Raw genomic sequence first — 13023 nt, 5'->3', positions numbered from 1 at the left:
CACGAGGCGATTCGTTGTACGTGTCCATGGTCGTGCAGTTCTTGCCGGTTCCTCAGGAAGACTTGATGGGGCCTTTCTGCGCCCCCATCGGCCGTGGTCGTCCGCCGTTGGCGGCGCCGGCCGGCGTCGACGAGGCCGAACCGGTGATGACGGAGCTGTTGCAGATCATCGAGCGGGAGGCGTTGCCGTACTTCGCCAGGTTCACCTCCGTGGAGGACGTTCGCCACGAGGCGTCCGAGCTGCTGAAGTCGGGGGTGGACGACCCTTGGCATCTCGAGATCCGGTTCCGGGCGTCGCTGATGCTGGGGGACGTGACCGCGGCGGAGGAGGACGCCGCGAGGATCGTCGCGGTGGCGACCAGCGGCGAGGACTGGACCAGGGAGGAATGGGTCGGGGAGCTACGGGACCGGACGGTCGGCCTCTTGGAGATCGCCCGTCGAAGTCTCCCGGAAGCGCGCGCGGTGCTGGAGAGCGACGCCGCGGAGACCAGGCGTCGGGTGTTGCTCTGACCGGGGCCTAACGCGCGGCCCAGGCCGCGCGGCGGGGGATCGGGCCGACACCGGACTCGCGGCCGGGGCGGAGGGAGGCGTGCCGCCGGCCGGGGCCGGGGCCGCCGCGGGCGGCGAGGGAATCGGCGACGGCGCCGGTGACGAAGCCGTAGACGGCCTTGTGGAGGAGGTCGACGGCGAGTTCGGTGCGGGGCCAGGTCTGGGGTGGGGCGCCGGTGCCGGTGGCGTTCTCCAGGATCTGGTCGGTGGTCAGGCGGACCACGGTGAACATGCCGGAGGCGACCGGGCCGCGCAGGCCGGCCTGGGCCATCACGCTGCGCAGCACGCCCACGGCGGCGCCGGTGCCGTAGTGCATGGCCAGGTTGCGCCAGCGTGGCGGGCGCGGGCCGCTCTCGGGCAGGCCGGTCAGGCGGGACAGCGTGCGGGCGGGGACGTACGAGTCGGGTCGCCCGGTGAACCGCTGTTCGGCCTTCTCGGCCAAGGTCATCACGGCGACCCCGGCCAGGCCCGCCACCACGCCCTGCCACACCACTCGCGTCATCATGGCGGCCGGGTACCCCGCGTGGTGACGGGTACACGGCCCGTTCGGACTTGCGGCCACGGATTCGGAAGGGAGGCCGCCCGCGGTGGGCGCCGCGGGCCGGGTGATCCGGTCCACCCGGCGGCCGCTGCACATGACCTGAGGCCCGGCTCGGGGATGACCCGTAGTCACCGTGACTACGGGTCATCGTGGATGGCAGCGGGCCGCGTTCCGGCGACGATGGGCGGCGTGCGGGATCGGAAACGGTGGCGGCAGTTGACCGTCTGGCTTCATGTGCTCAGCTCGGCCGGCTGGATGGCGCAGGCGATGGCGCTGTGCGTCATGCTCGCCACCGGGCTCGCCTCGGATGACCCGGCCGTGCGCACGGCCTCGACCGCGATGTCGCTGGCCACGGACGGCCGGCTGCTGGCGCCGATGGCGGGCGTCTCCGCGTTCACCGGGATCGTGCTGTCGGCCGCGACGCCGTGGGGCTTCTTCCGGCACTGGTGGGTGCTGACCAAGTTCGCGATCACGCTCGTGCAGCTCTACGCGGGCATCTTCCTGCTGTCGCCGCAGCTCGCCGAGTCCGCCGTGACCGGTCCGGCGCCGGCGCAGGTGGCGGGCACGGCGCTGATGGCCTCGGCGATCGCGTTCCAGGGCTGGCTGTCCATCGCCAAGCCGTGGGGCACGGTCCGCGGCCGGCGCCGGGGCGGCGGCACCGCGCCGGCCTGGGTCTTCGCCGCCGCGGTCACCGGCGGGCTGCTCGACCTGCTGCTCGCGCTGATCCTCGGCCACCCGGCGCCGCTGCTGTCGATCGTCCTGCTGGTCGTGATCCTGGCCGCCCGCCGCGGCTGGACGGACGGCCGGGACCGGGTGCCCGGATCACCACTCTGAGCCGTCACGCCGCACGCTGCTCAGATCAATCTCCGGCAATGTCGTGCCCGAGTGAGTGTTCGCCAGGCGACCGCAGTGCGACTACGCTCGGCACGTGGCCCGTTACTCACAATGGACCGCATTGCCGGCCGGTGGACTTTTCGGGTCGCTGCCGGAGGCGGAGTGGAAGGGAATCCTCCAGGTCGGAGTGCCGGTGCGATTCGCCCCACGCGACATGATCTTCCGCCAGGGGGATCGAGGCCGGCACGTGCACGTCATTCTCGCGGGTTGCGTGAAGATCGCGCGGTGCGAGCCGGACGGCGCCCAGGCGATGCTGACCGTCCGCGCGGCCGGTGATGTGGTGGGTGACTTCGCCGCGCTTGACGGGCAGCCACGATTCGCGACCGTCACCGCGTTGACGACGGTGCTGACACAGCTGCTCACCGGTGACCAGTTCCGGGACTTCGTGAGCCGTCCGACCGTGGCCCCGGGGTTCGCCACGTACACGGTCGACCGGCTGCGCGAGGCGGACATCCAGCGGACCGAGTTGGCCGTGCTTCCGGTCCGGCAGCGCCTGGCCCGCGCACTGCTACGGCTGGAGGAGGAGAACCGCAGGATACCCGGCCGGCCTCCGGTCAGCCTGCCTCAGCAGGAGCTCGCCGAACTGGTTGGTGCGTCCCGTAACGCTGTCGTGGGTGAGTTGTCCGCGCTGCGCGCCGCCGGCGTGCTGAGAACCGGACGGCGTCTTGTGGTCATCGTGGACGTGGACGCGCTGTCCCGGCACGCCTATCCGGGTGTGGATGGTGGCGGTTACTCCCCGAAAGCACATTTCTGGGCAGAGCCGGGAGGGCATGACGGCCGACGATGACCGGGTTCGCGCACCTGATGGCTGGAGGCCACATGGGACACGTTCCGTTCGAGCAGTCGGTCGATCTACCCCCGTACCGGGCGATCATGGCAGTCGACGCGAAGGACTTCACCGCCGAGCCCGGCAGTACCCAAGAGACGATCAGTGGGCTCATCCCGAGCCTGGTCGGTGAGGTCTTCGCCGACGCGGGACTGGGCCAGCACTGGAACAGTCCGCTGTTCTTCGGTCCCTCCGGCGACGGATTCGCCATCGGCTTGCCGACCGAGATCCTGCCGTACGTGATCGAACCGGTGCCGGCGCTTCTCCAGGCGCGGCTGGCGTCCCACAACCGTTCGGTTCGCCAGGGACAGGCGAGGCTGCGGTTGCGGATGAGCCTCAACGTCGGCCCGTTGCCCGTCGACTCCGATCGCCCGGACCGCACCGGAAACGGCGCGGCCCGCAACGACACCCACCGTCTGCTCGATTCCCGGCCGGTCAAGGCCATGCTCGCCGCCGCGAGCCCGCACGTCACGTTCCTCGCGTGCATTCTGTCCGATCGGGTCTTCCAGGACGTGGTGGCCGAGGGGTACGCGGGCCGGCACCCGGATCACTTCCTCGAGGTGCCCGCCACCGTGGAGGGCAAGTCGTTCGCGCAGCGCGCGTGGCTCCTCGTCCCGGAGGTATCGGGAAATCTCCTGGCCATCGGGTTGCCGCAGTCCGACGCCGGGCCGTCGTCCGCCCGGGCGCCCGGCACTCCGCGCGGGATCGCGGGGCCCACGGTGAGAGAGAACTCCGGTCAGGTCGCCACGGTGAATCACGGCGGCATGCACCAGGGCGGCCCGCGATGATCGACGCACCCGAGACCCAGTTCCCTGCCGAGGAGGAGTACGACCCGGACGAGCCCGCCGACCTGCTGGGACTCGACGGACCGGTCACGGCGACGAACTACGGGCAAACGGCTACGTACACCCGCAGCATGAACCAGTACATCAACCAGTACTACGGTCAGATCCGTGCCGCTCAGCAGCTGAACGCCGGGGACATCACCCTGACGCTCGAGGGCTACGTCGACCGCGTCTTCTTCCGGCCTGCCAATCCCAAGCTCGCGATGGATACCGACCGGGCGGCCACGGTGGTCGAGGAACACCGAAGCGTGCTGTTGGTGGGCGAGCGGGGGACCGGTGTCCACACGGCGGCGGTGGCGCTGCTGAGCAGGCTCGGACGCCCGGTGCATGACGTGCCGATCGATGACGACAAGCAATGCCTGCTGCCGATCGACCAGGTCGGCTGGCCGAGTCAGAGCGCGGCGGCCTACATTCTCACGGTACCGGACGGTGCCGTCAGCCGGTCCGTGTCGGCGCTGGAGTCCGAGATAGCGACCTACCAGAGGGTTCTGATCACCCGCGGTGACTATCTTGTAGTGATCATCGATCCGCGCGTCCAGCAGCTCCTCGGTGGGGTGCATGGCGTCAACGCGCTGGCGGTCGGTCCGCCCGAGCCACGAGCGGTGCTGCTGAAGGAGCTGGCGGGTCAGGAACACCGGCTCGACGTCGACGCGCTGGCGCATCACCAGGCGCTCGCGGAGACCCTGACGGATCTCCCTCCGCGTCAGGTGCGACGCCTCGCGCTGCGCATCGTCGCCGCCGCGGACATCGTGCTCGCGCAGAACGTCAACGATCCGGTCACGGCGATCGCGGAGCAGGCCGTGCAGGCGTACCGCAACTGGAACGACGAGTTGGAGGGGTGGTTCGCCAAGGTCGAGGACGCTCGCGCCCGGCTGTTCCTCATCGCACTGGCGTTCTTGGAGGGCGAGCCGGGCAGCCTGGTCCTGCGTCAGGCCGAGGCGCTCGGCCGGGAGCTCAAAGAGCCGCCGGATGCGTACGGCGGGATCGCAAGCGCCGGCATCAGGCAGCTGGCGGCCACGGTGAACGCTCGACTCGACGAACGGCACCGGGTCATGTTCGATCGGCCCGCCTACGCGGCGTCCGTGCTCGGTTTCGTGCACGCGGACCGATCGGACGAATTCCGGAAACACCTGTGGTTCTGGGCCGTGCGGCTTCCCATGAGACGGGGGAGTGTGCCGTCGGTACCGATCGCCGAACGGATAGCCGACGCCATGTTCACGATGGCGATGTCGGTGCCGGAACCCGATGCGCCGGAGATCTACTGGGTCATCCAGCGCTGGCAGCACGTGACCCTTCGCCCCGTGGTCGCCGGGCTGGTGACAGCGATCGCGCTGAGTCCGGAGGCAGGCCCGAGGACACGTAGACGGCTGAACCGGTGGGCGTCCGAGTCGACCGACACCGGAGTGCTCGGCATGATCGCGATAGTTTGCGCGGGCGAACTCGCGGACAGTTATCCGCGGGCGGCCTTCACCAGGCTCAACAATCTGGCAGCACGTGGGTTCGACAGCGTGGAGAGTGAAGTCGTGGCCGGTGTCCTGCGACTTTGGGAGCGGCCTCGGCACCGGCTGGACGTGCTGCACCGGGTGACCGACTGGATCACTGCCGAAGAGCCGCGCCGATCGGTGGGCCTGCGCTGCCTCGCCGGGTTGACCGCCGATCCGCCCGGCGCCAGGCGGCTCCTGCGGTTTCTTCTCGAACAGCCGGAGCAGACGCGGACGGAGCTGGTCGCCGGCCTGAGCCAGGTCTTCGCGTTGCTCCCGGCAGTGCCCGAGGAGATCTGGCCGGCGATGGCCTCGTGGCTGTCGGCCGCGGCGGAGGATTCGAGTCTGGCACCGGTGGTCGGTGAGCTGATGTTTCAGGCGGTGGGGGTGAATCCGGGCGCGAGCGTCCGGGCCTCGCGGCTGGTGGGCTTCGTCGTGCAATGGCAGCCGATGGGCGGCGACGTCGACCCACGCCGTCGCGCCGTGCGCGACCTGATGATCGAACGAATCTGCCACGCCGATCCGTTCGCCCGTGGCGCCCGTTCGCCCGAACCGGTGGTGCTCCGATGAATTTCTCGTCGCCGTTCGGGTGGGACGTACGCCGTCTGCTGGCCAGGCCGGAACTCGTCGAGGTGGAGCCGGCCCGGAGCGAGCATTTCACGGCCGCGCTGAACAGCAAGATGGCCGGCGCGTACTTCGACACCCATTTCGAGATCGACTGGTACGGCCCGCCGGACCTCCGATGGAGACTGCGCAACACGTTCTATGTGGAGGCGAACCGGCACGCCGCCGGCTATCTCGTGACCGATGCGGGCCGGTTGGAGATCGAACTCAATGTGCTCGCCGGGGAGCGGTGGCGGCACCAGCTTCCGTCAGGGGTGCGGCTCGCCCGCTCACGGATGACGGTGTACGCCTCCGACGCCGCACGGCAGGCCGCCGAGGAGGTGAACGCACTCCGGCGCCGGGCCGTCGTCGAGCAGCAGGAGCGGGCGGTTGAGCAGGAGCGCCTCAGCTATCTCCGGCAGGCCATTCTCTCGCGCCCGGAGGTGGCCCGCAGCTACTGGTTCCAGCACCATCCCGACGCGCTGAAGGACCTCGCGGGCGACCATTTCGAGGAGATCGCGGCGAAGCTGGCGGATGTCACCACCACCGCAACCGAGCCGTCCTCGGTGGCGATCGCCAGGCTGCTGGACGACTTCATCGCGAAGCTCGGCGAGGAACGGATCGACTATCTGCTCGGCCAGCTCAGAATGATGTTCGTCGCCTGGGACAGAGAGGATCTCGCCCACGGCCTGGCGGAGGTCATCGATATCCGAACCGGGGCGGCAGTGGGGTGATCGGCACCAACGAACTCTGGAACCCCCACCGCGACGGTGGCGAACCGGCAGCGTCGCCACCCGGGCATTCGCATGGTCGGCGTGGAGCCGTCACCCGGCGCCGCCGGGCGGCTTCCGTTCCGGATCGGCGTCACCAACTCCGGCGGCACCATCGACACCGAATTCTGCGGCGCCGCGACGTGATGGTCACGGCCGCTGGTCGCCGGTCACGCGGATGCCGGCCAGGACGATGTCGACGATGCGGGTGGCGTCGGTGGGGGTGAAGGCGCCGGTGTCGTGGGTGGCGTGCAGGTGGACCGGGCCGGCGAGCAGGTCGGCGAGCAGGTGGGCGTCGACCGGTGGCAGCTCGCCGCGGTCCACGGCGCGGGTGATGCGCCGGTGCAGCGTGCCGGTGCGCCGTTCGTAGAAGGCCTGGACGACCCGGCGGACGTCCGGGCTGCTCCCGGCGGTGTGCAGGACGCCGGCGAGGGCGCGGCCGAGCGGGCTGGACTGGCTGGCGGCCAGCGTGACCAGGAACTCGACGAGGTCCGCGCGCAGGTCGCCGGTGTCGCCGATCGGCGCCTCCCGGTCGGCGAGGTCGGCGAGCGCCTCGCTGATCAGCGCGTCCCGCCGCGGCCACCGGCGGTAGACGCTGGCCCGGTTGACGCCGGCCAGCTCGGCCACCTCGTCATAGCGCAGGCCGGCGACGCCGTGCCGGGCGACGAGCGTGACCGTCGCGTCGAGCACCTGGGCGCGTACCCGGGACGAGCGCCCGCCCGGCCGCCTCTGCACGTCGGTCATCGGTGGATTATCACCCACGGCCGTTAACGCGACATCTTGTTGCTTTAGTGGCCGTATTCGCGCTAGAAAGGGCGTCATGCGCATCCTCATCTGCGGAGCCGGCATGGCCGGCCTCGCCACCGCCATCGATCTCGGCGCCACCGGCCACGACGTCACGCTGGTCGAACGCGCCGGTCACCTGCGCGTCAACGGCTCTCCCATCGACATCCGCGGCGACGCGATCGACGTCGCCCGCCGGATGGGCCTGCTCGACCGGATCCGCGACCGCCGGGTCGACATGACCGAGCGGGTGCACTTCGTCGACGCGGACGGCACCGTGCTGGCCGAGCTCCCCGGCGACGAGGTGAGCGACACTCCGGACGACATCGAGATCCCCCGCGAGGACCTCGCCCGCGTGCTGTACGAGGCGCTGAGCCCGGCCACCACCGTCGCCTTCGGCGAGTCGATCGGCGAGCTGCACGACGACGGCGACGGTGTCGACGTCACGTTCGTCTCCGGCCGGCGGGACCGCTTCGACCTGGTGGTCGGCGCGGACGGCGTGCACTCGCTGACCCGCCGGCTGACGTTCGGCCCGGAGCGGGACTACCTGAGGCACCTCGGCTTCTACGTCGCGCTGACCGAGCTGCCCGCCGGGGCCGGCGCCGGGCGCGGAAACCCGATCCTGAACTGGCCCGGCCACCTGATCGGCATCACCCGGTACCGCGACACCGCGCTCGGCGTGCTCAACTTCCGCTCCGGGTGGATCGACTACGACTACCACGACCTGGACGCGCAGCGGCGGATCGTCCTCGACGCCTTCGCGGGGCACGACGAGTGGCGGGTCCCGGAGATCCTCGACGCCGTCCGCCGCGATCCGGAGCTGTACTTCGACTCGGTCAGTCAGATCCGGCTGCCGTCCTGGCACCGGGGCCGCGTCGTGCTGGTGGGCGACGCCGCGCACTGCGCGTCCCCGATGGCCGGCCGCGGAGCGTCGCTCGCCCTCACCGGGGCCTGGCTGCTCGCCGAGGCGCTGCGCGCGCACCCCGGTGATCTCGGCGCCGCGTTTCACGAGTACGAGACCCGCCAGCGGCCGTACGCCGAGCGCGCGCAGGCCACCGCCGGGCCCGGCGGCGACCTGATCGTGCCCGCCACCCAGGAGGCGCTCGACCTCCGCAACGCGCGCCTGGCGGCGGCGGGCCGCTGACGCCTACGATCCCGCGCCGTACGCGCGCAGGAACGCGTCCACCCCGTCCGCGATGATGTCGTCCAGGTCCGCGGGCCCGGTGTCGTCCTGGTCGCCCATCAACGCCTCCTGCGCCAGGCTGATCGTGAGCGCCGTGAAGTGCCGTGCCGCCACGCGGGGGCGCGGCGCGCGGATCCGGCCGTCCGCCGCCAGCTCGGCGAACCGCTGCTCGAGCAGGCTCAGCGGACGGCCGCGGTTCCCCTCCGGCGGGCGCGGCACCGCCTGCGGCTGCGCGGTCAGCCGGCGGTAGGTCAGGTAGTCGGCCGACCCGAACGCGCGGTCGACGATGCGGTGGGCGAAGGTGGTCAGCGCCTCGCGCAGGTCGCGGCCGGTCGTCAGCTCCTCGTCGACGGCGGCGCGGATGGTGCCCAGCAGCGACTCGTGCACGCGGCCGAGCACGCGCAGAAAGATGATCTCCTTGTCGCTGAAGTGGTTGTAGAGCGTCCGCTTGGAGACCTGGGCGCGCGCGGCCACCGCGTCCACCGTGGTCCGTTCGTACCCGTCGGTGATGAACAGGTTCTCCGCCGCGTCGAGGATGGCGGTCTTCTTCTCCTCGGACCGCCGTCGGCGGCCCGGGGTCTGCTCCTCCGCGATGATCCTGCGCATCGCAGCAGCCTACGTCCTGGTTGTCGGGGTCCCACCCGCCCGTTAAAATACACCCGGCGGTGTACTTTTTGAGGAGGCGGCGTTGCCCGACCGGAGATTGCGAACCCACCCGCCCGAGGGCGTCGAGATCCAGGCCAGAGCACTGACCAAGCGGTACGGCGGAACGCTCGCGGTGGACGGGTTGTCCTTCACCGCGCGGCCCGGCGTCGTCACCGGCTTCCTCGGCCCGAACGGGGCCGGGAAGAGCACCACGCTGCGCATGCTGTTCGGCCTGTCCCGGCCCACCGGCGGCACCGTCACGATCGGCGGGCGCCGGCTCGCCGACCTCGACGATCCCGCGCGCACCATCGGCGCGCTGCTGGACGCGCGGGCGGTGCACCCGCACCGCACCGCGGCCGATCACCTGCTCACGTTCGCCCACGCGGCCGGCCTCGCGCGCACCCGGGTCGGCGAGGTGCTGGACCTGGTGGGCCTGAGCGGCGCCGCCACCCGCCCGGCCGGCGAGTTCTCGCTCGGCATGCAGCAGCGGCTCGGCATCGCCACCGCGCTGCTCGGCGACCCCGGCGTGCTGGTCCTGGACGAGCCGCTCAACGGGCTCGATCCGGAGGGCATCCGCTGGATGCGCACGCTCATGCGCGACCTGGCCGCTCAGGGCCGCACCATCCTGTTCTCCAGCCACCTCATGTCGGAACTGGAGCTGACCGCGGACGACGTCATCGTGGTCGGGCGTGGCCGGCTCATCGCCGAGACCACGCTCGAGCGGTTCGTCGAGGAGAACACCACCCGGACCGTCACGGTACGGACGTCCACGCCGGACGCGCTCGCCCGCGCGCTGCGCGCCTCCGGCGTCGACTTCGCCGCGCGGCCCGACTCGTCCTTCGCCGTGACCGGCACCGACGCCTCCACGGTCGGCAAGATCGCCGCGGCCGAGGGCATCGCGCTCGACGAACTGGTCCGGGCGCGCGAATCGCTCGAGGACGTCTTCCTGCGACTCACCCACGACGCCACCGAGTACGGGAGCCACGCGGCATGAGCGAGCGTGCGAGTAAATCATCGGCTCAGCGCCGGCCACCCGGACACCGCAACGGACGGTCCGGCATGAACCTGATCCGTTCGGAGTGGACCAAGCTGCGCAGCGTCCGCAGCACCTGGCTCGCGGCGGTGAGCGCCGTCGCCTCCGGGGTGGCGCTCAGCGTGCTCGGCGCCACCGACCTGCTCGGCGGGTCCCCAGCCGATCTTCCGGCCGGCTGGGATCCGACCTGGACCAGCCTCAAGGGCTTCCTGTTCGCCCAGCTCATCATCGGGATGCTCGGCGCGCTCAGCGTGACGCCCGAGTTCGGCACCGGCCTGGTCGGCACCAGCCTGGTGTTCGTACCGTCGCGCTCGCGCCTGCTGGCGGCCAAGACCGTGGTGGTGGCGGGCCTCGGGCTGTTGGTCGCGCTCGCCACCACGCTGCTCAGCTTCACCGTGGTGCAGCTGATGCTCGGCGGCGCGGGCCTGCCCGCGGCCGGCGTGGCCGATCCCGGCGTGGCCGCCGCGCTCGCCGGCGCCGTGCTCTACCTGACGCTCGTCGCGCTGGTCGGCCTCGCGGTCGGCGCGCTGGCCCGCTCCGCCACCACCAGCCTCGCCGTGCTGGTCGGCGCGCTGCTGCTGGTCCCGGCGCTGGGTCCGGGCCTGCCCGGCGTGTTCGGCGAACTGTTCGGCCGGCTCTGGCCGATCACCGCGGGCCAGTCGGCCTACGCGGTCGTCCCGGTCCACGGCACGGTGGCCCCGGCCACCGGCATCGTCCTGCTGACGCTGACGGCCGTCGCGGTCACCGTCGCCGGCCACGTGGCGTTCCGCGTCCGCGATGTCTGACCTCGCCGAGGATTCGGCGAGGTCCGGAAAGCCACGGCGTCACCACACCACGACGCCGCCGTGGCGGTCACGAGCCCGGCGGGCGGCGGCCTCGATGTTCGACAGGCGGGTGACGATCGTGTCCGCGTGGTCGGGGAATTCGGCGAGCGCGCGCAGGTTCCGCCGGTAGAGCGCGCACTCGGCCAGCAGGTCGTCCACCTCGCCGGGCGGCACCCAGAGGTCGTTGCCGTCCAGCCGGGGCAGCAGCCGCGCGCCGAAGGCGGAACCGGCGCCCCAGACCTCCTGGCGCCAGCGCTCGGGTCCGGCCAGATCGGACACGCCCGGCGGGTCGTCCAGCACGTCCCGGCCGCCGTCGTCGTCCCACACCCACACATGCACCAGCAGGCTCACGAGCGCCGAGACTAGGCCGCGGCCGCGTGCGGCGCGAGGCCCGCGGTCACGGGCGGGACGGCAGCTTGATCGACATGGCGTGGTGGAACAGGTCGCGAGGGTCCCAGCGGGCCTTGACGCGCTGGAGCCGCGGGTAGTTGTCCTTCCAGTACAGCGTGTGCCAGGGGATGCCGGACGTGTTCCACCGCGGGTCGGTGGTGTCGACGTCCGGGTAGTTGATGTAGGAGCCGTCGGTCACGGCGTTCGGGACCGGCACGCCGCCGGTGTCCCGGTGCATCTCGCCGTACCACCGGCGCATCCAGTCCAGGTTCGCCCGCTCGCCGTCCGGGTCGGTCCAGATGACGTAGTAGATCGCCTTCATGATGCTGTCCCGCTGCGGCATGGCGGTCGCGTCCGGCGCCACGGCGTTGACCTGGCCGCCGTACGAGGCCAGCAGCAGCGTCGCGCTCTCGTTGTCGTGGTCCGTGCTGGTCAGGAAGGTGTACGCGGTCCGGATCTGCTCGTCGGTGAACCGCTTCCGCAGGTAGGACGCCTTCACCTTGAACGTCCCGGCCTGCTCGTCCTCGCTCATCGACCCGGACTTCACCCCGGCCAGCCACGGCAGCCGGCGCGGCGGCTGCACCGTGATCACGCCCGGCACGCCGTCGGTGACCTCGGCGATGTAGTCGCGCAGCAGTTGGTCCGCGTCGGGCAGCGTGCCGTCCATCGCGGTCACCATCGCGAACGCGCCGGGGTCGTCACCGGTGTTCCGGCGGGTGAGCGGCAGCAGGCTGAAGAGGCTGGCGTAGCGGGAGCCGGGCGCGCTGTTGCGCTCGTGCCATTCGCCGTAGTTGCGCAGCAGCCGGTGGAACGACTCCTCGGTGACGGTGTGCCAGCTCCAGGCGAGCGTGGTCTCGAGCGTCACCGCGGGCGGTCGCGGGAGCAGGCGGGTGGGGTCGGTGCCGGTGGCGCCGGGCGTGCGCATCCAGTAGCGGGTGACCACGCCGAAGTTGCCGCCGCCGGCGCCGGTGTGCGCCCACCACAGCTCCCGGTTCGGGTCGCCCGGCTCGCGCGTGGCCACGACCGCCCGCGCGCGCCCGGAGGCGTCCACCACGACGACCTCCACCGCGTACAGGTAGTCGACCACGGAGCCGAACAGCCGGGACAGCGCGCCGTAGCCGCCGCCCTGGATGTGCCCGCCCGCGGCCACGGTGCCGCACTGGCCGCCCGGGATGGTGACGCCCCACCCGAGGTAGAGCCGCTCGAACACGGTCCACAGCGTGGCGCCGGACTCGATCATGAACGCGTTGCGGTGCTGGTCGAACGTGACCTGCCGCATCGCGGACATGTCGATGATCACCTCGGCGCCGTCGCCGACGAAGTTCTCGTAGCAGTGCCCGCCGCTGCGGACGGTGATCCGCTTGCCCGCGCGGACCGCGCCGTCCACGGCGCGCACCACCTGCTCGGTCGTGGTGGGCAGCCGGAACGCCTCCGGGCGCGGGAAGAACCGCTCGCTGGTCCGGCGCAGCACCAGGTCCTCGTAGCGGGCGTCGCCCGGCCGGATCACGGGCGAGTCGCGTACCCCGTCCGCCGTCACCTTCGCGGCCGCCGGGCTGCCGACCAGCGCCGCACCTCCCAGCGCCGCTGTGCCGGCGATGAACCCACGACGGGTAGGACCAGACATCGTTTCCGCCTATCTGTGTGTCGACGTGCCAAC

The 13023-nt window shown here is 71.5% G+C and carries 14 protein-coding genes; 9 read left to right on the top strand and 5 right to left on the bottom strand.

The genetic code is table 11. The features are described from left to right. Window positions 1-20 precede the first annotated feature (20 nt). Entirely contained in the window at window positions 21-509 is a 489-nt protein-coding gene (locus J2S41_RS19060; RefSeq protein WP_310369240.1) for a hypothetical protein, read from the top strand. 7 nt (window positions 510-516) lie between these two features. Here the strand turns inward: J2S41_RS19060 and J2S41_RS19055 are convergent, their stop codons facing one another. Continuing rightward, a complete protein-coding gene (locus tag J2S41_RS19055; protein WP_310369239.1) occupies window positions 517-1053 on the bottom strand; it encodes a hypothetical protein in 537 nt (178 codons plus the stop codon). Window positions 1054-1278: 225 nt separating this feature from the next. Here J2S41_RS19055 and J2S41_RS19050 point away from each other — a divergent pair, with 225 nt between their 5' ends. From J2S41_RS19050 to J2S41_RS19030, 5 genes are all read left to right on the top strand, one after another. Beyond that, a complete protein-coding gene (locus J2S41_RS19050) occupies window positions 1279-1923 on the top strand; it encodes a hypothetical protein (protein ID WP_310369238.1) in 645 nt (214 codons plus the stop codon). Window positions 1924-2017: 94 nt separating this feature from the next. Further along, window positions 2018-2770 carry a Crp/Fnr family transcriptional regulator gene (locus J2S41_RS19045; protein ID WP_310369237.1) on the top strand — a complete coding sequence of 251 codons (753 nt, stop codon included), beginning with the start codon at window positions 2018-2020 and terminating at the stop codon, window positions 2768-2770. Further along, window positions 2767-3597 (top strand): hypothetical protein, encoded by an 831-nt coding sequence (locus tag J2S41_RS19040; protein ID WP_310369236.1) that lies wholly within the window; start codon window positions 2767-2769, stop codon window positions 3595-3597. The genes J2S41_RS19045 and J2S41_RS19040 overlap by 4 nt, the downstream gene beginning before the upstream one ends. After that, window positions 3594-5705 carry a hypothetical protein gene (locus tag J2S41_RS19035; protein WP_310369235.1) on the top strand — a complete coding sequence of 704 codons (2112 nt, stop codon included), beginning with the start codon at window positions 3594-3596 and terminating at the stop codon, window positions 5703-5705. Before J2S41_RS19040 ends, J2S41_RS19035 begins: the two co-directional genes overlap by 4 nt. Beyond that, window positions 5702-6472: a hypothetical protein gene (locus tag J2S41_RS19030; protein ID WP_310369234.1), complete on the top strand. Its 771-nt coding sequence runs from the start codon at window positions 5702-5704 to the stop codon at window positions 6470-6472. The genes J2S41_RS19035 and J2S41_RS19030 overlap by 4 nt, the downstream gene beginning before the upstream one ends. Before the next feature lie 186 nt (window positions 6473-6658). Here J2S41_RS19030 and J2S41_RS19025 read toward each other — a convergent pair whose 3' ends face one another. Next, window positions 6659-7252 (bottom strand): TetR/AcrR family transcriptional regulator, encoded by a 594-nt coding sequence (locus J2S41_RS19025; protein WP_310369233.1) that lies wholly within the window; start codon window positions 7250-7252, stop codon window positions 6659-6661. A 76-nt stretch (window positions 7253-7328) separates the two neighbouring features. On the opposite strand from J2S41_RS19025, the gene J2S41_RS19020 reads away from it, so the two are divergent. Next, complete coding sequence (locus J2S41_RS19020) at window positions 7329-8435, top strand: FAD-dependent monooxygenase (RefSeq protein ID WP_310369232.1); 1107 nt, start codon at window positions 7329-7331, stop codon at window positions 8433-8435. 3 nt (window positions 8436-8438) lie between these two features. Here J2S41_RS19020 and J2S41_RS19015 read toward each other — a convergent pair whose 3' ends face one another. After that, window positions 8439-9080, bottom strand: coding sequence for a TetR/AcrR family transcriptional regulator (locus J2S41_RS19015; protein WP_310369231.1), 642 nt, complete (start codon window positions 9078-9080; stop codon window positions 8439-8441). An 82-nt stretch (window positions 9081-9162) separates the two neighbouring features. Here J2S41_RS19015 and J2S41_RS19010 point away from each other — a divergent pair, with 82 nt between their 5' ends. Both J2S41_RS19010 and J2S41_RS19005 read left to right on the top strand, forming a co-directional pair. Then, on the top strand, window positions 9163-10113 hold the full coding sequence (locus tag J2S41_RS19010; RefSeq protein ID WP_310369230.1) for an ABC transporter ATP-binding protein: 951 nt from the start codon (window positions 9163-9165) through the stop codon (window positions 10111-10113). Between the two features lie 65 nt (window positions 10114-10178). Continuing rightward, window positions 10179-10937 carry an ABC transporter permease gene (locus J2S41_RS19005; RefSeq protein WP_310369229.1) on the top strand — a complete coding sequence of 253 codons (759 nt, stop codon included), beginning with the start codon at window positions 10179-10181 and terminating at the stop codon, window positions 10935-10937. A gap of 39 nt (window positions 10938-10976) precedes the next feature. On the opposite strand, the gene J2S41_RS19000 is transcribed toward J2S41_RS19005, so the two are convergent. Both J2S41_RS19000 and J2S41_RS18995 read right to left on the bottom strand, forming a co-directional pair. Further along, window positions 10977-11327, bottom strand: coding sequence for a hypothetical protein (locus J2S41_RS19000; protein ID WP_310369228.1), 351 nt, complete (start codon window positions 11325-11327; stop codon window positions 10977-10979). Window positions 11328-11373: 46 nt separating this feature from the next. Then, entirely contained in the window at window positions 11374-12990 is a 1617-nt protein-coding gene (locus tag J2S41_RS18995) for an FAD-binding oxidoreductase (RefSeq protein ID WP_310369227.1), read from the bottom strand. Window positions 12991-13023: the final 33 nt, after the last annotated feature.

It is taken from the genome of Catenuloplanes atrovinosus (assembly GCF_031458235.1).
GTDB classification, from domain to species: domain Bacteria; phylum Actinomycetota; class Actinomycetes; order Mycobacteriales; family Micromonosporaceae; genus Catenuloplanes; species Catenuloplanes atrovinosus.
This window is presented reverse-complemented; position numbering and strand designations above follow the sequence as displayed.

Excerpts from the sequence above, each read along its gene's own strand:
- J2S41_RS19015 (WP_310369231.1), bottom strand. The coding sequence starts at position 9,080 with ATGCGCAGGATCATCGCGGAGGAGCAGACCCCGGGCCGCCGACGGCGG.
- J2S41_RS19055 (WP_310369239.1), bottom strand. The coding sequence starts at position 1,053 with ATGATGACGCGAGTGGTGTGGCAGGGCGTGGTGGCGGGCCTGGCCGGG.
- J2S41_RS19035 (WP_310369235.1), top strand. The coding sequence starts at position 3,594 with ATGATCGACGCACCCGAGACCCAGTTCCCTGCCGAGGAGGAGTACGAC.
- J2S41_RS19040 (WP_310369236.1), top strand. The coding sequence starts at position 2,767 with ATGACCGGGTTCGCGCACCTGATGGCTGGAGGCCACATGGGACACGTT.
- J2S41_RS19030 (WP_310369234.1), top strand. The coding sequence starts at position 5,702 with ATGAATTTCTCGTCGCCGTTCGGGTGGGACGTACGCCGTCTGCTGGCC.
- J2S41_RS19005 (WP_310369229.1), top strand. The coding sequence starts at position 10,179 with ATGAACCTGATCCGTTCGGAGTGGACCAAGCTGCGCAGCGTCCGCAGC.
- J2S41_RS19025 (WP_310369233.1), bottom strand. The coding sequence starts at position 7,252 with ATGACCGACGTGCAGAGGCGGCCGGGCGGGCGCTCGTCCCGGGTACGC.
- J2S41_RS18995 (WP_310369227.1), bottom strand. The coding sequence starts at position 12,990 with ATGTCTGGTCCTACCCGTCGTGGGTTCATCGCCGGCACAGCGGCGCTG.
- J2S41_RS19020 (WP_310369232.1), top strand. The coding sequence starts at position 7,329 with ATGCGCATCCTCATCTGCGGAGCCGGCATGGCCGGCCTCGCCACCGCC.